Origin of the sequence: Stenotrophomonas sp. BR163 (assembly GCF_047520985.2) — a bacterium.
In the GTDB taxonomy this organism is placed as follows: domain Bacteria; phylum Pseudomonadota; class Gammaproteobacteria; order Xanthomonadales; family Xanthomonadaceae; genus Stenotrophomonas; species Stenotrophomonas sepilia.
The window spans coordinates 223471-246403 of record NZ_JAXBRE020000004.1; the positions used below are offsets into that span (position 1 = coordinate 223471).

At 66.7% G+C, this 22933-nt stretch carries 21 protein-coding genes and 1 tRNA gene; 18 read left to right on the forward strand and 4 right to left on the reverse strand.

Annotated elements, in window-relative coordinates; all coding sequences use genetic code 11:
• Positions 1–13: 13 nt before the first annotated feature.
• A complete protein-coding gene (locus ACM0PY_RS05255; protein WP_134972898.1) occupies positions 14–1123 on the forward strand; it encodes a toxic anion resistance protein in 1110 nt (369 codons plus the stop codon).
• 71 nt (positions 1124–1194) lie between these two features.
• Here ACM0PY_RS05255 and ACM0PY_RS05260 read toward each other — a convergent pair whose 3' ends face one another.
• Positions 1195–2082 (reverse strand): LysR family transcriptional regulator, encoded by an 888-nt coding sequence (locus tag ACM0PY_RS05260; protein WP_180884595.1) that lies wholly within the window; start codon positions 2080–2082, stop codon positions 1195–1197.
• Positions 2083–2179: 97 nt separating this feature from the next.
• Here ACM0PY_RS05260 and trpB point away from each other — a divergent pair, with 97 nt between their 5' ends.
• The 5 genes from trpB to glmM all read left to right on the forward strand — a co-directional run bounded on the left by trpB (position 2180) and on the right by glmM (position 7382).
• On the forward strand, positions 2180–3397 hold the full coding sequence (gene trpB / locus ACM0PY_RS05265) for a tryptophan synthase subunit beta (protein ID WP_005417953.1): 1218 nt from the start codon (positions 2180–2182) through the stop codon (positions 3395–3397).
• Positions 3394–4074, forward strand: a complete 681-nt coding sequence (locus ACM0PY_RS05270) for a hypothetical protein (RefSeq protein ID WP_134972856.1) — start codon at positions 3394–3396, stop codon at positions 4072–4074. The genes trpB and ACM0PY_RS05270 overlap by 4 nt, the downstream gene beginning before the upstream one ends.
• A 1-nt stretch (position 4075) precedes the next feature.
• Complete coding sequence (gene trpA / locus ACM0PY_RS05275) at positions 4076–4885, forward strand: tryptophan synthase subunit alpha (RefSeq protein ID WP_005417949.1); 810 nt, start codon at positions 4076–4078, stop codon at positions 4883–4885.
• A 260-nt stretch (positions 4886–5145) separates the two neighbouring features.
• Complete coding sequence (gene accD, locus ACM0PY_RS05280; protein ID WP_005417947.1) at positions 5146–6021, forward strand: acetyl-CoA carboxylase, carboxyltransferase subunit beta; 876 nt, start codon at positions 5146–5148, stop codon at positions 6019–6021.
• Entirely contained in the window at positions 6021–7382 is a 1362-nt protein-coding gene (gene glmM, locus ACM0PY_RS05285; RefSeq protein ID WP_072168494.1) for a phosphoglucosamine mutase, read from the forward strand. The genes accD and glmM overlap by 1 nt, the downstream gene beginning before the upstream one ends.
• A gap of 81 nt (positions 7383–7463) precedes the next feature.
• Here glmM and ACM0PY_RS05290 read toward each other — a convergent pair whose 3' ends face one another.
• The 3 genes from ACM0PY_RS05290 to ACM0PY_RS05300 are packed head-to-tail and all read right to left on the reverse strand — an operon-like array spanning position 7464 to position 11357.
• Positions 7464–8321 (reverse strand): polysaccharide deacetylase family protein, encoded by an 858-nt coding sequence (locus ACM0PY_RS05290; protein ID WP_180884597.1) that lies wholly within the window; start codon positions 8319–8321, stop codon positions 7464–7466.
• A complete protein-coding gene (locus tag ACM0PY_RS05295) occupies positions 8314–9459 on the reverse strand; it encodes a glycosyltransferase family 4 protein (protein WP_134972208.1) in 1146 nt (381 codons plus the stop codon). The genes ACM0PY_RS05290 and ACM0PY_RS05295 overlap by 8 nt, the downstream gene beginning before the upstream one ends.
• 20 nt (positions 9460–9479) lie before the next feature.
• Complete coding sequence (locus tag ACM0PY_RS05300; protein WP_414609329.1) at positions 9480–11357, reverse strand: DUF3413 domain-containing protein; 1878 nt, start codon at positions 11355–11357, stop codon at positions 9480–9482.
• 150 nt (positions 11358–11507) lie between these two features.
• Here ACM0PY_RS05300 and ACM0PY_RS05305 point away from each other — a divergent pair, with 150 nt between their 5' ends.
• The 12 genes from ACM0PY_RS05305 to nuoH all read left to right on the forward strand — a co-directional run bounded on the left by ACM0PY_RS05305 (position 11508) and on the right by nuoH (position 22930).
• Entirely contained in the window at positions 11508–12485 is a 978-nt protein-coding gene (locus tag ACM0PY_RS05305; RefSeq protein ID WP_049414703.1) for an isopenicillin N synthase family dioxygenase, read from the forward strand.
• Between the two features lie 692 nt (positions 12486–13177).
• Complete coding sequence (gene tpiA / locus ACM0PY_RS05310) at positions 13178–13933, forward strand: triose-phosphate isomerase (protein ID WP_111200649.1); 756 nt, start codon at positions 13178–13180, stop codon at positions 13931–13933.
• Between the two features lie 31 nt (positions 13934–13964).
• Positions 13965–14402 (forward strand): preprotein translocase subunit SecG, encoded by a 438-nt coding sequence (gene secG, locus ACM0PY_RS05315; protein WP_049415231.1) that lies wholly within the window; start codon positions 13965–13967, stop codon positions 14400–14402.
• A 51-nt stretch (positions 14403–14453) separates the two neighbouring features.
• Positions 14454–14538, forward strand: a tRNA-Leu gene (locus ACM0PY_RS05320).
• A 111-nt stretch (positions 14539–14649) separates the two neighbouring features.
• Complete coding sequence (locus ACM0PY_RS05325) at positions 14650–15006, forward strand: NADH-quinone oxidoreductase subunit A (protein ID WP_005417937.1); 357 nt, start codon at positions 14650–14652, stop codon at positions 15004–15006.
• A complete protein-coding gene (locus ACM0PY_RS05330) occupies positions 14997–15551 on the forward strand; it encodes a NuoB/complex I 20 kDa subunit family protein (RefSeq protein ID WP_005417936.1) in 555 nt (184 codons plus the stop codon). Before ACM0PY_RS05325 ends, ACM0PY_RS05330 begins: the two co-directional genes overlap by 10 nt.
• 33 nt (positions 15552–15584) lie before the next feature.
• Complete coding sequence (locus tag ACM0PY_RS05335; protein ID WP_010486428.1) at positions 15585–16334, forward strand: NADH-quinone oxidoreductase subunit C; 750 nt, start codon at positions 15585–15587, stop codon at positions 16332–16334.
• Complete coding sequence (locus tag ACM0PY_RS05340) at positions 16331–17638, forward strand: NADH-quinone oxidoreductase subunit D (protein ID WP_005417935.1); 1308 nt, start codon at positions 16331–16333, stop codon at positions 17636–17638. Before ACM0PY_RS05335 ends, ACM0PY_RS05340 begins: the two co-directional genes overlap by 4 nt.
• A gap of 97 nt (positions 17639–17735) precedes the next feature.
• Positions 17736–18263, forward strand: a complete 528-nt coding sequence (nuoE, locus tag ACM0PY_RS05345) for an NADH-quinone oxidoreductase subunit NuoE (protein WP_005410460.1) — start codon at positions 17736–17738, stop codon at positions 18261–18263.
• Positions 18264–18267: 4 nt separating this feature from the next.
• The gene (nuoF, locus tag ACM0PY_RS05350) at positions 18268–19608 is read left to right on the forward strand and encodes an NADH-quinone oxidoreductase subunit NuoF (RefSeq protein ID WP_005417934.1); all 1341 of its coding nucleotides are present in this window, start codon (positions 18268–18270) and stop codon (positions 19606–19608) included.
• Positions 19605–21839 (forward strand): NADH-quinone oxidoreductase subunit NuoG, encoded by a 2235-nt coding sequence (gene nuoG, locus ACM0PY_RS05355; protein ID WP_005417933.1) that lies wholly within the window; start codon positions 19605–19607, stop codon positions 21837–21839. Before nuoF ends, nuoG begins: the two co-directional genes overlap by 4 nt.
• Positions 21836–22930 carry an NADH-quinone oxidoreductase subunit NuoH gene (gene nuoH, locus ACM0PY_RS05360; protein WP_005417931.1) on the forward strand — a complete coding sequence of 365 codons (1095 nt, stop codon included), beginning with the start codon at positions 21836–21838 and terminating at the stop codon, positions 22928–22930. Before nuoG ends, nuoH begins: the two co-directional genes overlap by 4 nt.
• Positions 22931–22933 lie beyond the last annotated feature (3 nt).

Genomic DNA, 22933 nt, shown 5'->3' on the forward strand with positions numbered 1-22933 from the left:
AGGAGACTGCCCGATGACCCAGGACAGCCAGACCCCCGGTGCCCTCGTACCCGGCACGACCACCGCCACTGCGCTCGACGAAGGTGCACTGCAGGCGCTTGGGCTGGTCCGCGAGGATCTGCCGCGCATCGCCGAGATCCGTCTGGAACTGGACGATCTGCGCCCGGGCAACCTGCAGGTGTTCGGCCGCGAGGCGGCCACGCGCACCGCCGCGTTCTCCAGCCAGTTGCTGGACCAGGTCCGCAATCGTGACCTGGATGCCAGTGGCGAGAAGCTGGGCGAGGTGGTGCGCATCGCGCGCAGCCTGAAGCTGGACGGCTTCGCCCAGCGTTCGAAGGTGCCGGTGATCGGTGGCCTGATCGACCGCATGCGCGCCTCCAAGGGCGAGCTGGTGCAGAAGTTCAGCGACACCAACGCGCAGATCGAACAGCTGCTGGCCGACGTCGGCGTGCAGCAGGCGTTGATGGGCAAGCGCGTGGGCGAGTTCGACCGCATGCACGACATCGTCCGCGAAGAACGTCGTGCGCTTGGACTGTATGCGGCAGCCGGCAAGCAGCGGCTGGCCGAACTGCAGGCCGAACAGCTGGCCGGGCAGGGCAGTGAGGATCCGCAGCAGCGCATCCGCCAGAGCGAAGTCGACAACGCGATCCGCCTCCTCGAAAAGCGCGTGTCCGACCTGCAGCTGATGCAGCATGCGGCCGATCAGTCGCTGCCGATGATCCGCCTGATCCAGGCCAACGCGCTGCAGCTGATCGAGAAGTTCAACACCGTCCGCGACATCACCATTCCGTCGTGGAAGCGCCAGTTCGCCATCCAGCTCTCGCTGGGCGAACAGAAGGCTGCGGTCGAACTGTCCACGGCCATCGATGACGCCACCAACGAACTGATGCGCCGCAATGCCGACCTGCTGCGCCAGGCCTCGGTGGATGCCGCGCGCAGCAACCAGCGTGGCGTGATCGACGTGGCCACGCTGCGCCATGTGCACGACCAGCTGATCGCCACGGTGGAAGAAGTGCGCAGCATCCATCGCGAAGGGATGCAGCAGCGGCAGCAGGCGGAAGCGGAGCTGTCGCGCCTGCGCGAAGACCTGCAGCAGCGCCTGGCCACACCGACCGCCAGCTGAAAAAAGGGGACGGAGGGAATCAAGTCGTTTGTGCCACTTGCGACTTAATTCCCTCCGTCCCCTTTTTGTTGTCAGCGGAGTTGCTGGCCCAGCCAGTCGGCGAGCGCATCCACGCGCGCATCAGGTGGTCCGTCCGGTCGCGCCAGCACCCAGAAACCACCAGTGGCGGCAAACCCCCACGGCGCGACCAGTCGCCCGGCGGCCAGGTCCTCGGCCACCAGTGGCTCGGGTGCGATCGCCGGGCCCAGCCCGGCCACCGCTGCCTCCAGCAGGTAGTACAGATGCTCGAAGGCCGTGCCCAGCTGCAGCTTCGCGGGGTCCAGAGCATGCGCCTGCGCCCACGCCGGCCATGCCTGTGGGCGTGAGCTGGTGTGCAGCAGCGTCTCCTGCAGCAGTGCCGAGGGCGGTGCCTGCCGCAGGCGCTGCGCTGCCGGATGTGACGGGACCACCACCACGCCGACCCGCTCCGGGGCCAGCTCACGCACCTGCCAGCCCCGGGGCCACGGCCCCTGTGCCAGCAGCAGTACCGCATCCAGTGCCGCCTGCGCCTCGGTGAAGCTGCCATCCAGCGCTGACCACTGCAGGCGCACGCCGGGCAGGGCGGCCTGCAGCGCAGGCAGGCGCGGGATCATCCAGCGCGCCAGCACGCTGCCGCTGCAGCCCAGTACCAGCGCCGGGTCCGCCGCCGGCCGCCGCAGTTCGCGCACGCAGTCTTCGATGCCGCCGAAGGCCTCGCTGCACGCTGCCTGCAGCCGCGTGCCCGCAGCGGTCAGGCGCAGGCCGCGACCGGTACGCTGGAACAGCGCCAGGCCGAGATGGTCTTCCAGCAGCTTCAGCTGCCGGCTGACCGCACCGTGGGTGACATGCAGGTCGTGTGCGGCGCGGCCGACGCCGCCGAGACGGGCGGTGGCCTCGAACGCACGCAGCGCATTGAGCGGCGGAAGCAGGGAACGGCTCATGTGAGATTTCCTGACGATATGCGCCAGATAATATCCATTTTCCGGTCAAGACCTGTGCGCTAGAGTATCCACCTGTCTCGAACCAGCGGTCGCTTCCATGTCTGCCTCCCCCATTGCCGACTACCACGCCTTCCCGGATGCCCAGGGCCATTTCGGCCGCTACGGCGGCAGCTTCGTTGCCGAAACCCTGGTGGGTCCGCTGCAGGAACTGGCCCAGGCCTATGACCAGGCCCGCCAGGACCCGGCATTCCAGGCTGCCTACGACCGCGATCTGGCCCACTACGTGGGCCGGCCGAGCCCGATCTACCACGCCCAGCGCCTGAGCGACCATGTCGGCGGCGCGCAGATCCTGCTCAAGCGCGAAGACCTGAACCACACCGGCGCGCACAAGATCAACAACACCATCGGCCAGGCGCTGCTGGCCGCGCGGATGGGCAAGAAGCGCATCATCGCCGAGACCGGTGCCGGCCAGCACGGTGTTGCCAGTGCCACCGTTGCCGCCCGCCTGGGCCTGGAATGCGTGGTGTACATGGGCGCCACCGACATCGAGCGGCAGAAGATCAACGTCTACCGCATGAAGCTGCTTGGCGCGACGGTGGTGCCGGTCACCTCCGGCTCGGCCACCCTGAAGGACGCGCTCAACGAAGCGATGCGCGACTGGGTGACCAACGTGCAGGACACCTTCTACATCATCGGCACCGTGGCCGGCCCGGATCCGTATCCGCGCATGGTCCGTGACTTCAACGCCATCGTTGGCCGCGAGGCGCGCGAGCAGATGCTGGCCGAGTATGGTCGCCTGCCCGATGCGATCACCGCGTGCGTCGGCGGCGGCAGCAACGCCATCGGCCTGTTCCACGCCTTCCTCAACGATCGCCAGGTCGAGATCGTCGGCGCTGAAGCCGCCGGCGACGGCATCGGCACCGGCCGCCACGCCGCATCGATCGCCGCCGGTCGGCCGGGCGTCCTGCATGGCAACCGGACCTATGTGCTGTGCGACGACGATGGCCAGATCATCGAGACCCACTCGGTGTCGGCCGGCCTGGACTATCCGGGCGTCGGCCCGGAGCATGCTTTCCTGGCCGATACCGGCCGTGCGCGCTACCTGGGCATCACTGATGAAGAAGCGCTGCAGGCCTTCCACCTGCTGGCGCATACCGAGGGCATCCTGCCAGCACTGGAGTCCAGCCACGCACTGGCACAGGCGATCAAGCTGGCGCGTGAGCGTCCGCGTGACCAGATCGTGCTGTGCAACCTGTCCGGCCGTGGCGACAAGGACGTGCACACCATCGCCGCGCGCGAAGGGCTGGTGCTGTGAGCGCGCTGCTGCGGAACAGCGGGGTGCTTCTGCTGGTGCTGGGCCTGGCCGCGTGCCAGCCGCCGGAACCGCCAGTGCTTGCGCCGGCTGCCAAAGCCACCGCGCAGCCCGCACAGCAGCCGGCCGCCAACGATGACCTCGACCCGATGGCGCGTACGCCGATCGTCGATCCGCCGTCTGGGGAAGAGAGCAACGACGACAACGCCCCCGCCGTCGCCTCGGTTGCACTGGACCATGCCGGCGAAGTGCTGGTTGGTCAGCACATGGGGGACCTGGAGTCACTGGGGCCGTGGAAGGCACAGGGCGCGAAAGAGTTCTTCGAAGGCGACTGCGAGTACTACGACGGCAGGGGGTTGCCGCCGGGCGTGTCGATGATGACCGACGACGACCGCGTGGTCCGATTTGATCTGAAGCCGGGCGACGACCCGGAGCTGCCGGTTGAACAGCCCGGTCCCTTCGGCCTGCGCATCGGCATGACCCGTGCCCAGGCCATGGCGCAGTTCCCGAAGCCGCCGGTATCCAGCCCGCATGCCTACGACGGTGACCAGGGCGAGTACCTCACCTGGCAGGACCCGGGTTCGGACCTGGGCATCCGCCTGGAACTGTTTGAAGGGAAGGTCACCCGGATGTACTGGGGAACCAGCGATGCGATTGAACTGATTGAAGGATGTGCCTGACATGCCCGTATCCCGACTCGATGCCTGCTTCCTGCGTCTGCGCGAACAGCAGCGCAAGGCGCTGATTCCCTTCGTCACCGCCGGTGATCCCTCGCTGGAGGCGACCGTGCCGGTCATGCACGCACTGGTCGAGGCCGGCGCCGACGTGATCGAACTGGGCGTGCCGTTTTCCGACCCGATGGCCGATGGCCCGACCATCCAGCGCAGCTCCGAGCGCGCGCTGGCACGCGGCGCCGGCAGCCGCTACGTCCTGCAGGCGGTGGCGCAGTTCCGCGAACGCGATGCGCAGACCCCCGTGGTGCTGATGGGCTACCTCAACCCGGTGGAGATCCATGGCTACGCGGCCTTCGCCAAGGCCGCCGTTGACGCCGGCGTGGACGGCGTGCTGCTGGTCGACCTGCCGCCGGAAGAAGCGGGCGATGCCCAGCAGGCGTTCGACGCAGCCGGCCTTGCGCTGGTCCTGCTGGCGTCGCCGACCACCAGCGAGGCGCGAGCCGACAAGCTGCTGGCGCTGGCCCGTGGCTATCTCTACTACGTCAGCTTTGCCGGTGTCACCGGCGCGTCCGAGCGCCTGGACAGCGATGCCGCCAGTACCCGCCTGCAGGCGTTGCGCGCGCGCGCGTCGGTGCCGGTGGTGGCGGGCTTCGGTATCAAGGATGCCGCCAGTGCCGCAGCCATGGCCCGCCAGGCCGATGGCGTGGTGGTCGGAAGCGCGCTGGTGGCAGCGCTGGCAGAAGCGGGCTCGGCGGAAGACGCGGTGCAGCGCGCCCGGGCCTTCCTCGCCCCGCTGCGGCAGGCGCTGGACGCGTAACGGTAGTGCCGGCCGCTGGCCGGCATCCTCCCGAGGGCTCGCGTGCAAGGGCTGCCGGCCAGCGGCCGGCACTACCCATAGGTCTGCACGCAAGGGCTGCCGGCCGGCGGCGGGCACCGTCCAGCACCTAAACGTACGTCCCAGCATGGTTTTTTCCCGCTGCCCCGCGGCTGACAAGGGGGTGCACGGGCGGGGAAAGCGGAGCTAGACTGTCCGCCTTTGCGGCCCCCGGGCCGCCCTGAACGGAAGTGTCCTCCCGCATGAGTTGGCTCAGCAAGTTGATGCCGTCCGGCATCCGCACCGACAACACCCCCAGCAAGAAGCGCAGTGTCCCCGAGGGCCTGTGGGAAAAGTGCAGCAACTGCGGCAGCGCGTTGTACCGTCCGGAACTGGAAGAGAACCTGGAAGTCTGCCCGAAGTGCGGCCATCACATGGCGATCCGCGCGCGCGCGCGCCTGGCCGCCCTGTTCGACGCCGACAGCACCACCGAGATCGGTGCGCGCCTGGGGCCGACCGACCTGCTCAAGTTCAAGGACCAGAAGAAGTACAGCGAGCGCATCAAGATCGCGCAGAAGAACACCGGCGAGTACGACGCGCTGATCGCCATGCGCGGCCTGCTCAAGGGCCGTGCGCTGGTGGCATCGTCCTTCGACTTCGCCTTCATGGGCGGCTCGATGGGCTCGGTGGTCGGCGAGCGTTTCGCACTGGCCGCAGAAACCGCGGTCGAGATCGGTGCGCCCTACGTGTGCTTCTCGCAGAGCGGTGGCGCCCGCATGCAGGAAGGCCTGTTCTCGCTGATGCAGATGGCCAAGACCTCGGCCGCGCTGGGCAAGCTGCGTGAAGCCGGGCTGCCGTACATCTCGGTGCTGACCCATCCGACCACCGGTGGTGTCTCGGCCTCCTTTGCGATGCTGGGCGACATCAACATCGCCGAACCGCAGGCGCTGATCGGCTTCGCCGGCCCGCGCGTGATCGAGCAGACGGTGCGCGAGAAACTGCCGGAAGGCTTCCAGCGCTCGGAGTTCCTGCTCGAACATGGTGCCATCGACCAGATCTGCGATCGCCGCGAGCTGCGCGACCGCCTGTCCGACCTGCTGGCGATGCTGGGCCGTCAGCCGGCGCCGGAGGTGGCTTGATGGGAGGCCGCAAGTACTTTGGTACTGATGGCATCCGTGGCCGGGTCGGCCAGGGCGTGATCTCGGCCGACTTCGTGCTGCGCCTGGGCAACGCCCTGGGCCGTGTCCTGGTCGCCCAGCGCGGCCAGGACGGGCGCCGGCCGATCGTGGTGATCGGCAAGGACACCCGCATCTCCGGCTACATGTTCGAGGCGGCACTGGAAGCCGGCCTGGTGGCCGCCGGTGCCGACGTGCAGCTGCTGGGGCCGATGCCGACTCCGGCGGTGGCGTTCCTGACCCGTACGCTGGGCGTGGATGCCGGCATCGTCATCAGTGCCTCGCACAACCCGCACTACGACAACGGCATCAAGTTCTTCTCCGCTCAGGGCGAGAAGCTCGACGATGCCACCGAGCTTGCCCTCGAAGCGGCGCTGGACGTTCCGTTCACCACCGTCGAATCGGAGAAGCTGGGCAAGGCGTCGCGTGGCCGCGAGGCGGTCGGCCGCTACATCGAGTTCTGCAAGGCCAGCGTGCCGCGCGCGTTCGACCTGCGTGGCGTACGCCTGGTGCTGGACTGCGCGCACGGCGCCACCTACCAGATCGCACCGCTGCTGTTCCGCGAGCTGGGTGCCGAGGTGATCGGCATTGGCGCCGAGCCCAACGGCGTCAACATCAACGCCGGCGTGGGCTCCACCCATATCGACAATCTCGCGGCCAAGGTCCGCGAAACCCGCGCCGATCTCGGCATTGCCTTCGACGGCGACGGCGACCGCGTGCTGATGGCCGACGACCAGGGCAACCCGGTCGACGGCGACGACCTGCTTTACATCCTGGCCCGGGCATGGAAAGCCGAAGGCCGCCTGCGCGGCCCGGTGGTCGGCACGCTGATGAGCAACTACGGCGTGGAGAAGGCCTTCGCCGATCTGCAGATTCCGTTCGTGCGCAGCAATGTCGGTGATCGCTATGTGCACCAGGCGCTGATCGAAGGCGGTGGGGTGCTCGGCGGCGAAGCCTCCGGCCACCTGCTGTGCCTGGATCGGGCCACCACCGGTGACGGCATCGTCAGTGCGCTGCAGGTGCTGGTGGCGTTGCGCAACAGCGGGCAGACCCTGCGCCAGGCATTGAAGGGGCTGGTGCGGGTGCCGCAGAAGACGGTCAACGTGCGGCTGGGCAATGTCTCGGCCAAGGCCACCGTGCAGGCCGACAGCGTGCAGGCCGCGCTGGCCGTCGCGCAGCAGTCAGTGGCCGGCCGTGGCCGTGCGTTCCTTCGCCCGTCCGGTACCGAGCCGGTGGTGCGTGTCACGGTCGAGGCCGACGATGCAACGCTGATGCAGGACACGCTGGACCGCCTGTCCGCGGCGGTACGTGAAGCCGCCGCCTGAGGCAGCTGCGCATTCGCCCAAACAGAAACGCCCCGTAAAGCCGGGGCGTTTTTTCGTTCAGGCGGCAAGGCTGCGCGAGGCTCACGGCCCCGGCACCATCTTCTTCTGCCGCGCCTTGAAGCCATTGAACAGCGGCGCGATCAGGGGGGCGTAGCTCTGGGCGATGCGCTTGCGCAACCAGCTCGCCGGGCGGTTGCGGATCGCGAAGCGGTAGATGCGTTCCGGATCGCCGCCGACTACGTTACGGCCGAACGGGTGGGTGGTGTGCAGGTAGCGGAAGCCGTGCTCGCGTGCCACCTCGATGTGGTCCTGGTCGAAATCGCCGTAAGGCCAGCACAGCGTATCGGACACCTCGCCGAGCTTGTCCCGCAGGACTTCGCGCGAGACTGCCAGGTCGTGGCTCAGGCCCGCACGGCGCTGTGCGCGGTCCAGGTCGTCGCGGCGCAGCCAGCGGGTGTGGGTATGGGTGTGGCAATGCACTTCGAAGGTGCCGGCGGCGATGGCCGCGCGCGCTTCGCTCCAGCGCATCATCACGTCGTCGCTGCGGTTCTGCTCGTAGATCGCCGCTTCGCAACCGCGGTGGTCCGGCGTGGCAGGCAGCACTGCCCCGGCAAGCCCCGCGTGGGGCCGCTCCGGGCCTTCACCCATCCAGCCGGTGACCACGAACACCACTGCGTGCATGCCGTACTTCTGCAGGATCGGGTGCGCATACACCCAGTTGTCCAGGTAGCCATCGTCGAAGGTGATCGCGATCGACTTGCGCGGCACCGGCTTGCCGGCCAGGAAGCCGGCGTACTGGTCCAGTGTCAGCGAAGTCCAGCCGTTGCCGGCCAACCAGGCGATCTGGCTTTCGAAATTTTCCGGTGACACGGTGATCATGCCCGGCGACGGACTGACGTGGTGGTGCATGAGCACCGGTACGGTTCGGGCATCAGCCATGTCCCAGCTCCTTCAGCCACTGGCGGTAGTAGAGTTCGGTGGTCTCACCGTGGCCATCGGGGGTGAACCGGTGCGCGCTGTGCATCCAGTCCCACCCGGCGCGGCCCATCTGCCGCCGCCGTTCCGGATCTTCCACCAGCAGGCGCAGTGCGCCTGTCAGGGCTGCATTGTCGCCCAATCGGGTGAGGATCGCATTGCTGCCCTCGACCACCATCTCCGGCACGCCACCTACGCGCGTGGCCACGATCGGTACCCCGACATAGGCAGCCTCCAGCAACACGGTACCGGCCGCTTCCTTGTGCGAAGCCAGCGCGAAGATGTCGAAGCCGGCCATCAGCCGGCACGCGCCGTCACGATAGCCGAGCAGGTGGACCTGTTGCTGCAGCCCATTCTCGTCGCGCAGCGCCTGCAGCCGATCCATGATCGGCTGGCCATCGCCGATCACCACCAGGTGCAGGTTCGGATGCGTCCTGCACAGCGGCACCATCGCCTGCAGGAGGTCGGCATGGCCCTTGGGTCCGCGCAGCACCGCCACGCAACCGACCACGATGTCCTGCTCGCCGAAACCGAGCTCGGCGCGCACCTCCGCGCGCACCTCCTGCAGGCATTGCCAGGGATCGGCCTTGCGGATCTCGCTCCAGCGCGGCGGGACTGCAATTGGCGGCACGATACCGATGTGCTCGGCCGGAATGCCGCGCTCCGTCAGCAGCTGCTTGACGAAGCTGCTGACGGTCATCACCCGGTGCGGCAGGCCGGTATAGGTCAGCAGCGAGTTGACCGGGCTCATCAGGTGGCGCGAGCGTATTACCAGCGGTGTGCCGCCCAGGCGTGCACCGGCGGCGGCGATCAGCGCGTCACGGCGGCTGGTGGTGTTGACCACGTCGTAGCGCTCGCGACGCACCAGGCGCGAGACCGACCAGATGCCGCGCAGCAGGCGCAGCAGGCCCCCCATGCGCAGGGTGTGCACGGTGAAACCGTCGTCGCGTGCCAGCTTGGCCAGTCGCGCTTCGGGCTGGCACAGCAGCGCCACCTCATGGCCACGCGCGCGCATCACCTGCATGTGGCGGAAGATGTAGATCTCCTGTCCGCCCATTCCCTTGGCGGCTTCGGTGTGCAGGATGCGCAGCGGACGGTTCATGCGGGATCGATCCTTGAAGGTCAACGATTGCGGAAGCGGGTCAATGCTTCCCATGCAGTGCGTACGGCAGCCGCATCAGGGGCCTGCTGGGGCAGCGGAAGGTAGTGCCGGTCCAGCGCTGTGGCGTTGCCGAACTTGTCGAACACGTAGATCGCGTCGCCATGGCGTATCGCGCGCTGCGACCAGCTTTCGACCACCAGGGCACGCGGGCCCTGCGGTTCGGCCAGCAGGTCCTGGCCGGTGCTGTAATCGCTCAGCGCGTTCTCGCAGCCCAGTGCATGGCGCATCAGTGTCGGTACCCAGTCTTCGTGCGAGCTGGTGCGGGCGTCGCGGCCAGTGGCCCTGCCTGGCCAATGCAGCACGAACGGGACCTGCAGCTGGTAGTCGGAGAAGTTGCCGTTGTGGCCCCAATAGTTCAGCTTGAGGTCGTTGAACTCTTCGGCATGGTCGCCGGTGACCAGCACGATGGTGTCCTCGGCCAGGCCCTGTGCGCGCAGGTCGTCCAGCAGCGAGCCGATCAGGCTGTCTGCGTAGTGCACGGCGGTGCGGTAGCGGTTGAGTTCCGGCGTCGGGTCATGCTCCGGGCCGAATTTGAGGAAGTCGATGTCCGCAGCCATCGGCGTCGCCACGGGCGGGTAACCATCGGGCATGTGGTACGGCGCGTGGGTGGAGTCGAGGAACACGAAGCCAAACCACGGGCGCTGCGCCGCCTGGCTGGCGCGGATGTCCTGCTGCAGTGCACTGATGATCGCGCGGTCGCGGCCGTCGGACTTCAGTGCCGATGGCCCCTGGTGCAGCTGGTCGCGCACATCGGCGAATGCCGTGCGATCGAATTCCGGGCTGTACAACGGCGCACTGCCGTACAGGTGCAGGCCGTAGCCCTGCTGGCCCAGCACCTGGAACAGCTGCGAGCCGCGCTGCTCGTCGAGCATGCTTGGCCAGTAACCACCGGGCAGGCCGTACAGCAGCCCGAACAGGCCGTAGCGGGTGGCATTGCCGGTGCTGAAGTGCTGGTCGAACACGCGCGCGTCCTGCGCCAGCGCCGACGTATTGGGCATCAGCTGCGGTGTCAGCACGTCCTGGCGCAGCGATTCCAGCACCACCATCAGCACATTGGGACGATGCGGGTTCTGGCACCGCAGCGGGTGCAGTGGGTACTGCAGCTGCGCATGGCGCGGGTCGGGCAGGCCGGCCTGCTGCTGGCTGACCACGCCCAGGCGCCGCATGAAGCTCTTGGCGGTGATCGGTTGCGCCCACGGCAGGTAGTTCCACTGCGCGATCACATCGCGGTCGCCGCGGGCGTCGTAGTAGGCGGTGGCCACCTGGCCGCCGGCCATCAGAAGCGCGACCGCTGCCCACGCCTGCAGCACCCGTCGCCGGCGCGGCACTGCCGGCAGCAGCTTCCAGCACGCCCAGGCCAGCAGGCCTTCGGCGGCGAAGACCGCGGCGACCAGCAGCGCGACCTGCAGCCAGGTCTTCCAGGACAGGGCGACCTGGTCCTGCAGGGCGCCGCCGAACACCATGTTCACGACCATGGCGTTGAGGTGGAAGCGATACAGGGTGAACACCTTGGCGTCGACCAGCAGCAGGCACAGCCACAGGCCCTGCAGGAGAACGGCGCTGATGCTCAGCGTACGGGCAGTGCGTGGCCACAGCCCCAGCAGCAACGGCAGCAGGCCGGCCAGCGCGCCGAACGCGAGCAGGTGGCCGGGCAGGGCGATCGCGAGGTAGGCCAGGCCCGCGCTGCCGCCTGGATTGTCCCGCAGCGGCACGTTGCCCAGTGCGATCGCCGCAGCCAGGACTGCATTGCCGGCGACGAACAGCGACCACCAGGCCAGCCGGCGCCAACGCCGGGTGGAGCCTTCAAGGGCGAGTGCGGCAGGGGCGGCTGCAGACATGGCGAAGCGGATTCAGGGAGCGGGGAAAAGGTCGGGCGCCACGTGACGGAAGCGTTAATCCGCGCGCGGGTCGCGCATTGTATCGGTTTGTTTCTTCGTATCGAGTGGCGTCCCCCGGGCGATCTGTCACAATGTTCAGGCGGGCCATGAATGCGCTGGCCCCCCAGACCCAATGACAAGCCAGGAACCGCTGTGAGCCAGATCCCCACCCTCGACATCACCCGTTTCGACAGCGACCGCGAGGCCTTCGTGGCCGAGCTGGGCGCGGCCTATCGCCAATGGGGATTCGCGGGCATCCGCAACCACGGCATCCCGCAGGCCGACATCGACGCGGCCTACGATGCCTTCAAGGCCTTCTTCGCCCTGCCGGAAGAGGTCAAGCGCAAGTACCACGTGCCTGGCAGCGGCGGGGCCCGCGGCTATACCCCCTTCGGCGTGGAGACCGCCAAGGGCTCCAAGCACTTCGACCTGAAGGAGTTCTGGCACATCGGCCGCGAGATCGCTGACGACTCCAAGTACCGTGACGTGATGGCGCCGAACCTGTGGCCGACCGAAGTAGAGGGCTTCCGCGAGCGGGGGTACGGCCTGTACCAGGCGCTGGACAACCTGGGGTCGCGCGTGCTGTCGGCGCTCGCCCTGCACATCGGCCTGCCGGAGAATTTCTTCGCCGACAAGACCAACTTCGGCAATTCGATCCTGCGCCCGATCCACTACCCGCCGATCACCACCGACGACATCCCGAACGTTCGTGCCGGTGCTCATGGCGACATCAACTTCATCACCCTGCTGGTGGGTGCCAGTGCCGCGGGCCTGGAAGTGCAGTCGCACGACGGCGAGTGGGTGCCGTTCACCTCGGACGCGGACACCATCGTGGTCAACATCGGCGACATGCTGCAGCGCCTGACCAATCATGTGTATCCGTCGACCATCCACCGCGTGGTCAATCCTCCGGGCGAGCTGGCGCGCCAGCCGCGCTACTCGGTGCCGTTCTTCCTGCACCCGAACCCGGACTTCCTGATCGACGTGCTGCCCTCGTGCATCACCCCGGAGAACCCGAGCCGGTACCCGGAGCCGATCACCGCCCACGGCTTCCTCGAGGAGCGCCTGCGCGAGATCAAGCTGAAGTAAAGAGAAGTGAGGCCGCCGAAAGGCGGCCTTTTTCTTTGCAGGGCTTCGCCCTGCACCCGTAGAGGCCAAAGCCAAAGCCAAGGCCCAAAGCCAAATCGGCTCTGGGTTTCTGCGTGTTGGGCGGGGCGGCGTGGGTTGGCAGTACACGCCGTGAACCCGTCCTTGGGGGCTCGATGGCGCCATCCATGGCGCCAACGGTCCTGCCAACCCACACCGCCCCGCCTTCGACGGTTTCCCGGTGGCGCTGGGTAGGTGTCGACCGTGGTCGACGCGGTAGATCCACGCCATGCGTGGATGAGATCTGTCAGATCGAAGTGGGTTAGGGGGTTGGTCCAGCCGGCAGCAACCCGGAATGCAGCTTTTGCCTTTGCTCTTGCTCATCTTTTTTCCTTCCGTGGCGGGCGGAACCGCCGGAATGTGTCAGAGGTCGGGCGGGTGGGGATGACGGGGGTGTCCGCGGCATGGATGCCGCGGCCGAGCCCCCACGGACGGGTTTACGGCGTCCCCCGCCATCCCCACCCGCCCGGCCAAGCCCCAGATCTAGTCGGGCTCTCCGCGACCAACCAAACCCCGCCCCCGGCCACGAGGGGCTGCGCCGTTGGCTGAAAACCCATGTAACCGCTTACACAGAAACGGATTTTTGCCGTAGCGGGTATCATGAGCGGCTGACTTCACACAGGAGCCACCCGCTCATGCGCCGCAAGATCGTCGCCGGAAACTGGAAGCTGCACGGCAGCCGTCAATTCGCCACTGAACTGCTGGAGCAGGTGGCCGCCGGGCTGCCGCTGGAGGGCGTGGACGTGGTGATCCTGCCGCCGCTGCCGTACCTGGGCGAGCTGGTCGAGGACTTCGGCGCGACCGGCCTGGCCTTTGGTGCACAGGACGTCAGCAGCAACGAGAAGGGCGCCTACACCGGCGAGGTCTGCGCAGCCATGCTGGTCGAGGTCGGGGCCCGCTATGGCCTGGTCGGCCACTCCGAACGCCGCCAGTACCACCATGAAAGCAGCGAGCTGGTCGCGCGCAAGTTCGCCGCCGCCCAGCATGCTGGCCTGGTCCCGGTGCTGTGCGTGGGCGAGACCCTGGAACAGCGAGAGGCCGGGCAGACCGAAACGGTCATCGCCAGCCAGCTGGCGCCGGTACTGGAACTGGTCGGTGCGGCCGGTTTCGCCAGCGCCGTGGTCGCCTACGAGCCGGTCTGGGCCATCGGCACCGGCCGTACCGCCAGCAAGGAGCAGGCGCAGCAGGTGCACGCGTTCATCCGTGGCGAAGTCGCGCGTATCGATGCTAGAATCGCCGATTCACTGCCCATTGTTTACGGCGGTAGCGTGAAGCCCGACAATGCCGGGGAACTGTTCGCGCAGCCGGATGTCGATGGTGGGCTGGTCGGCGGCGCCTCCCTGGTGGCCGCGGACTTCCTGGCCATCGCACGGGCGGCGGCCGCGAACTAATCCTAGAAGTATTGTCCGAGGGCGGTTTCCAATGCTGATGTTGATCCTCAATGTCGTCTACGTGCTGGTCGCTGTGGCCATGATCGCGCTGATCCTGATGCAGCGTGGCTCGGGTGCGGCGGCAGGTTCGGGCTTTGGTGCCGGTGCCTCGGGCACGGTGTTCGGTGCGCGTGGCGCCTCGAACTTCCTGTCCAAGTCGACCAAGTGGCTGGCTGTCGTGTTCTTTGGCATCAGCCTCTTCATGGCCTGGTATGCCGGTCACGGCACCCGTCCGGCGGCCGACCAGGATCTGGGTCTGATGTCCGCCCCGGCAGCGACCGCTCCGGCGGCTCCGGCGGGCGAGCTGCCGGCCGTCCCGAAGGCCGATGCGGTCCCGGCAGCCCCGGTTCCGGCCGCCAATGTGCCGGCTCAGGCGGAATCTTCGGTTTCTGGTGAAGAAAAGCCTTCGGAAGGCTCCCAGAAAGACTGAAGCCGGTTACAATACGCGGCGCATCGGAAAGATAGTCTGATGTGATCGTTTGCCCAGGTGGCGGAATTGGTAGACGCACTACCTTGAGGTGGTAGCGACGCAAGTCGTAGGGGTTCGAGTCCCCTCTTGGGCACCATTTGTAAGTAAAGCGGGTTCGTCTGGCGCGCAAGGCGCCAGGCAGGTTCCCGTCCACTCCCCCATGCCAAAGCGCCTGCAGGCGCAGCGGCAGAGGCAAGAGAGAATCGCTGTGCTGGCCGAATATTTGCCGTCTCTGCTGTTTCTGATCGTTGCCACCGGTATCGGCGTTACGCTGATGCTGGTTGGTCGATTCCTCGGTCCCCGCCGCCCCGATCTGGAAAAGCTGTCGCCGTATGAGTGCGGCTTCGAAGCCTTCGAAGACGCGCGCATGAAGTTCGACGTGCGCTACTACCTGATCGCGATCCAGTTCATCGTCTTCGACCTGGAAATCATCTTCATCGTGCCGTGGACCCAGGTCTTCATGGAACTGGGCGCCCGTTCGCTGGTCACCATGGGCCTGTTCGTCGGCATGCTTTTCCTCGGTTTCATTTACGTCTGGAAGAAGGGAGCGCTGGAATGGGAGTGATTCAGACTCTCGATGGCCTCATGAACAATCCGTCGCCGGAAGGCCGGGTTGATGACATCCTGCGGCCGGAAGGCGACAACCCGCTGCTGGAAAAGGGCTTCGTCACCACCAGCGTCGACGCACTGCTGAACTGGGCGCGCACCGGCTCGATGTGGCCGATGACCTTCGGCCTGGCCTGCTGCGCCGTCGAGATGATGCACGCCGGCGCCGCGCGCCTGGACCTGGATCGCTACGGCGTAGTGTTCCGCCCGTCGCCGCGTCAGTCCGACGTGATGATCGTGGCCGGTACCCTGGTCAACAAGATGGCCCCGGCGCTGCGTAAGGTCTACGACCAGATGCCGGACCCGAAGTGGGTCATCTCGATGGGTAGCTGCGCCAACGGTGGCGGCTACTACCACTACTCCTATTCTGTGGTGCGCGGCTGTGATCGCGTGGTGCCGGTGGACGTCTACGTCCCGGGCTGCCCGCCGACCGCCGAGGCGCTGGTGTACGGGATCCTGCAGCTGCAGAAGAAGATCTGGCGTACACAGACCATCGCCCGCTGACCCCTTCACCTGACTAGAGCGCGCCAAGCCCCCATGGCAGAGCAAGCATCCTTCATCGACCGACTCTCCGCACGTTTCGCTGGTGCGAAGGTCATCGTGGTCGAACCCCGCGGCGAAGTGACGCTGGAAGTGCCTGCCGCCGAGTGGCACGCCACCGCCCTGGCGCTGCGTGACGAGTTTGGTTTCGAGCAGGCCGTGGATCTCTGCGGCGTCGACTACCTCGGTTATGGCTCCGACGAATGGGACACCGCCGATGTGTCCTCGCAGGGCTTCAGCCGAGGCGTCGAAGGCAAGGCCCAGGGCCGCTTCGCGTGGGGCGAGTTCCCCACCGAGGAAAACGGTGCCGACGGTGCCCGCCCGCAGCACATGCCGACCCAGCGCTTCGCCGTGGTCGCGCAGCTGCGTTCCTACCAGCACAACCTGATGATGCACCTGCGCTGCTTCGCCCCCGACGAAGCACTGCCGGTGGTGTCCTCGTTGACCAGCATCTGGCCGGGCCTGAACTGGTTCGAGCGCGAGGCGTTCGACCTGTACGGCGTGATCTTCGAAGGCCACCCGGACCTGCGCCGGATCCTGACCGACTACGGTTTCGTCGGCCATCCGTTCCGCAAGGACTTCCCGCTGATCGGCAATGTCGAAGTCCGCTACGACGAAGAGAAGAAGCGCGTGATCTACGAACCGGTCACCTCGGTGGAGCCGCGTGTCGGCGTGCCGCGCGTGATCCGCGACGACGCCCGTCTGCAGACCGCAGAAGGTGAGCGCGCGCAGGAGGCAGTGAAGTGAGCCACGTACACCAGGCCGGCGAAGCATTCGCCAGCAACGCCGCCGAGAGCCGGCAGGAAATCCGCAACTACACCATGAACTTCGGCCCGCAGCATCCGGCCGCTCACGGTGTGCTGCGCCTGATCCTGGAAATGGACGGTGAAACCATCATGCGCGCCGACCCGCACGTGGGTCTGCTGCACCGTGGTACCGAAAAGCTGGCCGAGTCCAAGCCGTTCAACCAGTCGATCGGCTACATGGATCGCCTGGATTACGTGTCGATGATGTGCAACGAGCACGCCTACGTGCGCGCGATCGAGACCCTGATGGGCATCGAGGCGCCGGAGCGTGCCCAGTACATCCGCACCATGTACGATGAAATCACCCGCATCCTCAACCACCTGATGTGGCTGGGCTCCAACGCGCTCGACCTGGGCGCGATGGCGGTGATGCTGTACGCCTTCCGCGAACGCGAAGAGCTGATGGACTGCTACGAAGCGGTTTCCGGCGCGCGCATGCACGCGGCGTACTACCGTCCGGGCGGTGTCTACCGCGACCTGCCGGACCACATGCCGAAGTACAAGGAATCGCGCTGGCACAAGGGCAAGGCGCTGAAGCAGCTCAATGCTTCGCGCGAGGGTTCGCTGCTGGACTTCCTGGAGAACTTCACCGTCGAGTTCCCCAAGCGCATCGACGAATACGAAACCCTGCTGACCGACAACCGCATCTGGAAGCAGCGTACCGTCGGCATCGGCGTGGTCACGCCCGAACTGGCCCACCAGTGGGGCATGACCGGCGTGATGCTGCGCGGTTCGGGCATTGCCTGGGACCTGCGCAAGAAGCGTCCGTACGCCAAGTACGATGCCGTCGATTTCGACATCCCGCTGGGCAAGGAAGGCGACTGCTACGACCGCTATCTGGTCCGCGTTGCCGAAATGCGCGAATCCAACCGCATCATCAAGCAGTGCGTGGCGTGGCTGAAGGCCAACCCGGGCCCGGTGATGGTGAAGAACTTCAAGGTCGCTCCGCCCAGGCGCGAGGACATGAAGGACGACATGGAAGCGCTGATCCACCACTTCAAGCTGTTCAGCGAAGGCTACTGCGTGCCGGCCGGCGAGACCTACTCGGCGGTGGAAGCCCCTAAGGGCGAATTCGGCTGCTACCTGGTCTCCGATGGCGCCAACAAGCCGTTCCGCGTGCACCTGCGTGCGCCGGGCTTCGCCCACCTGTCCTCGATCGATTCGGTCGTGCGCGGCCACATGCTGGCTGACGTGGTGGCGATGATCGGCACCTACGACCTGGTGTTCGGCGAGGTTGACCGGTAATGCCGTCCGCCACGCCAACGCCCGCTGCAGGCAGCCGGCGCAAGCCGGCGCCGCAGTTTCTGGAATTTCACGTTATGCATTTCGCTGAGGTCGGCCGATGAAGGCGACAGGTAATTTCGAGGCGGCGCGCGACGTCGACCCGATGGTGGTGCTGAGCGACAAGACCCGCGCTCACATCGATCACTGGCTGTCCAAGTTCCCGCCGGACCGCAAGCGCTCTGCCGTGCTGCAGGGCCTGCATGCGGCCCAGGAGCAGAACCAGGGCTGGCTGACCGACGAACTGATCGCCGGCGTGGCCAAGTACCTGGACCTGCCGCCGGTGTGGGCCTACGAGGTCGCCAGCTTCTACTCGATGTTCGAGACCGAGAAGGTGGGCCGCAACAACGTGGCCATCTGCACCAACATCAGCTGCTGGCTCAATGGCGCCGAGGACATCGTGCGCCATTGCGAGAAGAAGCTGGGCATCAAGCACGGTGAATCGACCCCTGACGGCCGCGTCTACCTCAAGCGCGAGGAAGAGTGCCTGGCCGGCTGCGGTGGCGCGCCGATGATGGTCATCAACGGTCACTACCATGAGCGTCTGACCCTGGAAAAGGTCGACGAGCTGCTGGACGGGCTGGAGTAAGGGCATGGCACATCACCACGAATCCAAGGGTCCGGTCGGCCCCGCGCCGCTGCCGCACCAGGTGGTCTATACCACCCTGCATTACGACACCCCGTGGTCGTACGAAAGCTACCTGAAGACCGGTGGCTACGCTGCCCTGCGCAAGATCCTCGAAGAGAAGATCCCACCGGAGCAGGTCATCGAGATGGTCAAGGCCTCGGGCCTGCGCGGCCGCGGTGGCGCCGGCTTCCCGACCGGCCTGAAGTGGTCCTTCATGCCCAAGGGCAACATGCAGAAGTACATCCTCTGCAACTCGGACGAATCCGAGCCGGGCACCTGCAAGGATCGCGACATCCTGCGCTACAACCCGCATTCGGTGGTGGAAGGCATGGCCATCGCCTGCTACGCCACCGGTTCGACCGTGGGCTACAACTACCTGCGCGGTGAATTCCACCACGAGCCGTTCGAGCACTTCGAGCAGGCCCTGGCCGACGCCTATGCGAACGGCTGGCTGGGCAAGAACATCCTCGGCAGCGGCGTGGACATCGACATCTACGGCGCGCTGGGCGCCGGCGCGTACATCTGCGGCGAAGAAACCGCGCTGATGGAATCGCTGGAAGGCAAGAAGGGCCAGCCGCGCTACAAGCCGCCGTTCCCGGCCAACTTCGGCCTGTACGGCAAGCCGTCGACGATCAACAACACCGAAACCTACGGTTCGGTGCCGGCGATCATCCGCAACGGCCCGGAGTGGTTCAAGGGCCTGAGCCTGACCGCCAACGGCGGCCCGAAGTGCTTCTCGGTGTCCGGCTGCGTGCAGAACGGCGGCAACTTCGAAGTACCGCTGGGCACCACCTTCGACGACCTGCTGGAAATGGCCGGTGGCCTGCGCCCGGGCCGCAAGCTCAAGGGCGCGATCCCGGGCGGCGTGTCGATGCCGGTGCTGACCGCGGCCGAGCTGAAGGGCCTGCCGATGGACTACGACACCATCCGTGCGCTGGGCTCCGGCCTGGGCTCGGGTGCGATCGTCGTGCTCGACGACAGCGTCTGCTGCGTCAAGTTCGCCTGCCGCATCAGCCAGTTCTTCCACAAGGAATCCTGCGGCCAGTGCACCCCGTGCCGTGAAGGCACCGGCTGGATGCACCGCGTGCTGGAGCGCATCGTCGCCGGCAAGGCCACGATGGAAGACCTGCACCAGCTGAAGGCAGTGGCCGGGCAGATCGAAGGCCACACCATCTGTGCGTTCGGCGAAGCGGCTGCATGGCCCATCCAGGGCTTCCTGCGCCAGTTCTGGGACGAGTTCGAGTACTACATCGTCAACGGTCATTCGATGGTTGACGGCAAGAAGGTGGAGGCAGCCGCTGCATGAGCGCGCAACCCGTAAATCCGAGCGTCCCACCCGATCACGTCACCATCGAGATCGATGGCAAGTCGCTGGTCGTGCCCAAGGGCTCGATGATCATCCAGGCGGCCGACAAGGCCGGCATTCCGATTCCGCGCTTCTGCTATCACGAGAAGCTGCCGATCGCCGCCAACTGCCGCATGTGCCTGGTGGACGTGGAGAAGTCGCCGAAGCCGGCGCCGGCCTGTGCCACCCCGGTGATGGACGGCATGAAGGTCGCCACCCGCAGCGAGAAGGCGCTGAAGTTCCAGCGCTCGGTGATGGAGTTCCTGCTCATCAACCACCCGCTGGACTGCCCGATCTGTGATCAGGGCGGCGAGTGCGAGCTGCAGGACGTGTCGCTGGGCTATGGCCGTTCGGTCAGCCGCTTCAACGAGCGCAAGCGCGTGGTGCCGGACGAGGACATGGGCCCGCTGGTCGCCACCGAGATGACCCGCTGCATCCAGTGCACCCGCTGCGTCCGCTTCACCGCCGACGTTGCCGGTACCTACGAACTGGGTGGCATGTACCGCGGTGAGAACCTGCAGATCGGTACCTTCGACGGCAAGCCGCTGACCACCGAGCTGTCCGGCAACGTCGTCGACGTCTGCCCGGTCGGCGCGCTGACCAACAAGGTGTTCCAGTTCCGCGCCCGCCCGTGGGAACTGACCGCGCGCGAGTCGCTGGGCTATCACGACGCGATGGGTTCGAACCTGTTCCTGCACGTGCGTCGCGGCGAAGTGCTGCGCACCGTGCCGCGCGACAACGAAGCCGTGAACGAGTGCTGGCTGTCCGACCGTGACCGCTACTCGCACCAGGGCCTGTACAGCGAAGACCGTGCGGTCAAGCCGCTGCGCAAGGTCAACGGCGAGTGGAAGGAAGTGAGCTGGGCCGAAGGCCTGGCCGCGGCCGCCGAAATCCTCAAGGCCAACCAGGGCGACAACCTGGGCGTGCTGGTGCACCCGTCGACCTCGAACGAGGAAGGCGCACTGCTGGCCCGCCTGGCAAAGGGCCTGGGCTCGGGCAACATCGACCACCGCATCAACAATCGCGATTTCTCCGACGCCGCAACCGCCGAAGTGTTCGGCCTGCCGCTGGCCGAGATCGAGGGCGCCGACCGCATCGTGGTCCTGGGCAGCAACATCCGCCACGAACTGCCGCTCCTGCACGCTCGCCTGCGCAAGGCGCAGACCACCAAGGGCGCGAAGATCCACGTCGTCAATCCGGTGGACTTCGACTTCGCCTTCAGTGTCGCCGGCAAGCAGATCGTTGCCCCGTCGAAGTTCGTCGACGCGCTGGCCAACGCCGAGCTGCGTTCGGCAGTGCAGGGCGGCAACAACACCGTGCTGATCGTTGGTGGCATCGCCGAGAACCACCCGCAGGCTGCCGCGATCCGCGCTGCCGCGCGTGACTTCGCTGCCGCTACCGGTGCCAAGCTGTGCCGCATCCCGCAGGGCGCCAACGCCGTTGGCCTCACCCGCGCCGGCGTGCTGCCGGCTGGCAAGGACGTCGCCGCGATGCTGGCGCAGCCGCGCCAGGCCTACGTGGTGTACGGCCTTGAGCCGGGCCTGGACTTCGCCGACGCCCCGGCCGCCCGCAAGGCGCTGGCCGGTGCCCAGGTGGTGGCCTTCAGCCAGTTCGCCTGCGCCTCGACCCGCGACGTTGCCGACGTGATCCTGCCGATCGGTGCGCTGCCGGAAATCGATGCCACCCTGACCAACCTCGATGGTCGCGAGCAGTCGGCCCGTGCCGGCGGCAAGCTGCCGGGCGAGGCCCGCGAAGGCTGGCGCGTGCTGCGCGCACTGGGCGGCGACATGGCGCTGGCCGGTTTCGACTTTACCGACCTGGCCGGCCTGCGTGCCAGCCTGGCCCCGGTGTCGGTCACCGTCGCTGCTTCGGCGCAGCCGGCGGTTGCCGGTGAGGGCCTGGAAGTGGCTTCGACCGCCGCGATCTACCGCACCGATGCGGTGGTCCGTCGCGCGCCGGCGCTGCAGTCGCATCCGCTCAACAACGCCCCGCGCATCGTGCTGAACGCAGAAGATGCCGCTCGCCTGCAGCTGCAGGAAGGGCAGATGGCCAAGGTCGGCACCGACGCCGGCAAGGCCACCCTGCCGGTGGTGGTCGACGCCCGCGTCGCTGCGGGTTCGGTCTGGATTGAATCGGGCCACGGCGCGACCGCGCCGCTGGGTGCCGCTCGCGTATCGGTGGTGGCTGCATGAACGAATTGCTGTTGAACGCGGTGGACCCGCTGCACCAGTGGCTGCTGGGCCTCGGTGACATCGGCGCGCTGATCTGGATCATCCTGAAGATCCTGGTGATCGCCGTGCCGGTGATCATCTCGGTGGCCTTCTACGTGGTCTGGGAACGCAAGCTGATCGGCTGGATGCACGTCCGCCACGGCCCGATGTACGTGGGCATGGGCATCTTCCAGGCCTTCGCCGACGTCTTCAAGCTGCTGTTCAAGGAAGTGGTCCAGCCGAGCAGCGCCAACAAGGCGATCTATCTGCTGGCACCGCTGATCACCCTGGCCCCGGCCTTCGCGGCCTGGTCGGTGGTCCCCTTCGATTCGCAGATCGTGCTGTCCAATGCCAACGCCGGCCTGCTGTACCTGCTGGCGATGACCTCGCTGGGCATCTACGGCATCATCCTGGCCGGTTGGGCATCCAACTCGAAGTACGCGTTCCTGGGTGCCATGCGCGCCTCGGCGCAGATGATCAGCTACGAAATCGCCATGGGCTTCGCCCTGGTTGGCGTGATGATCGCCTCGGGCAGCCTGAACCTGAGCAACATCGTCGCTGCGCAGGCCGGCAGTTCCGGCTTCTTCGACTGGTTCCTGCTGCCGCTGTTCCCGCTGTTCGTCATCTACTGGGTGTCGGGCGTGGCTGAAACCAACCGCGCGCCGTTCGACGTGGTGGAAGGCGAATCGGAAATCGTTGCCGGCCACATGGTCGAGTACTCCGGCGGTGCGTTCGCCCTGTTCTTCCTGGCCGAATACGCGAACATGATCCTGATCAGCTTCCTGATCTCGATCTTCTTCCTCGGCGGCTGGCTGAGCCCGGTCCAGGGCTGGCTTGATCTGGGTAACGTCTCGCCGCTGGTCGACTGGATCTGGAAGGGCGGTGCACCGTGGCTGTTCGTCAAGGTGTTCTTCTTCGCCAGTGCCTACATCTGGTTCCGTGCCAGCTTCCCGCGCTTCCGCTATGACCAGATCATGCGCCTGGGCTGGAAGGTCTTCATCCCGCTGGCCATTCTGTGGATCGCGGTTACTGCCGTCATGGTGTTCTTCGGCGTGATTCAAAAGGGCGTCTAAGTG

What these genes read in the sequence shown, in the direction of transcription:
- ACM0PY_RS05255 (WP_134972898.1), top strand. Translation starts at nt 14, where the DNA reads ATGACCCAGGACAGCCAGACCCCCGGTGCCCTCGTACCCGGCACGACC.
- ACM0PY_RS05260 (WP_180884595.1), bottom strand. Translation starts at nt 2,082, where the DNA reads ATGAGCCGTTCCCTGCTTCCGCCGCTCAATGCGCTGCGTGCGTTCGAG.
- trpB (WP_005417953.1), top strand. Translation starts at nt 2,180, where the DNA reads ATGTCTGCCTCCCCCATTGCCGACTACCACGCCTTCCCGGATGCCCAG.
- trpA (WP_005417949.1), top strand. Translation starts at nt 4,076, where the DNA reads ATGCCCGTATCCCGACTCGATGCCTGCTTCCTGCGTCTGCGCGAACAG.
- accD (WP_005417947.1), top strand. Translation starts at nt 5,146, where the DNA reads ATGAGTTGGCTCAGCAAGTTGATGCCGTCCGGCATCCGCACCGACAAC.
- glmM (WP_072168494.1), top strand. Translation starts at nt 6,021, where the DNA reads ATGGGAGGCCGCAAGTACTTTGGTACTGATGGCATCCGTGGCCGGGTC.
- ACM0PY_RS05290 (WP_180884597.1), bottom strand. Translation starts at nt 8,321, where the DNA reads ATGGCTGATGCCCGAACCGTACCGGTGCTCATGCACCACCACGTCAGT.
- ACM0PY_RS05295 (WP_134972208.1), bottom strand. Translation starts at nt 9,459, where the DNA reads ATGAACCGTCCGCTGCGCATCCTGCACACCGAAGCCGCCAAGGGAATG.
- ACM0PY_RS05300 (WP_414609329.1), bottom strand. Translation starts at nt 11,357, where the DNA reads ATGTCTGCAGCCGCCCCTGCCGCACTCGCCCTTGAAGGCTCCACCCGG.
- ACM0PY_RS05305 (WP_049414703.1), top strand. Translation starts at nt 11,508, where the DNA reads ATGCGCTGGCCCCCCAGACCCAATGACAAGCCAGGAACCGCTGTGAGC.
- tpiA (WP_111200649.1), top strand. Translation starts at nt 13,178, where the DNA reads ATGCGCCGCAAGATCGTCGCCGGAAACTGGAAGCTGCACGGCAGCCGT.
- secG (WP_049415231.1), top strand. Translation starts at nt 13,965, where the DNA reads ATGCTGATGTTGATCCTCAATGTCGTCTACGTGCTGGTCGCTGTGGCC.
- ACM0PY_RS05330 (WP_005417936.1), top strand. Translation starts at nt 14,997, where the DNA reads ATGGGAGTGATTCAGACTCTCGATGGCCTCATGAACAATCCGTCGCCG.
- ACM0PY_RS05335 (WP_010486428.1), top strand. Translation starts at nt 15,585, where the DNA reads ATGGCAGAGCAAGCATCCTTCATCGACCGACTCTCCGCACGTTTCGCT.
- nuoE (WP_005410460.1), top strand. Translation starts at nt 17,736, where the DNA reads ATGAAGGCGACAGGTAATTTCGAGGCGGCGCGCGACGTCGACCCGATG.
- nuoF (WP_005417934.1), top strand. Translation starts at nt 18,268, where the DNA reads ATGGCACATCACCACGAATCCAAGGGTCCGGTCGGCCCCGCGCCGCTG.
- nuoG (WP_005417933.1), top strand. Translation starts at nt 19,605, where the DNA reads ATGAGCGCGCAACCCGTAAATCCGAGCGTCCCACCCGATCACGTCACC.
- nuoH (WP_005417931.1), top strand. Translation starts at nt 21,836, where the DNA reads ATGAACGAATTGCTGTTGAACGCGGTGGACCCGCTGCACCAGTGGCTG.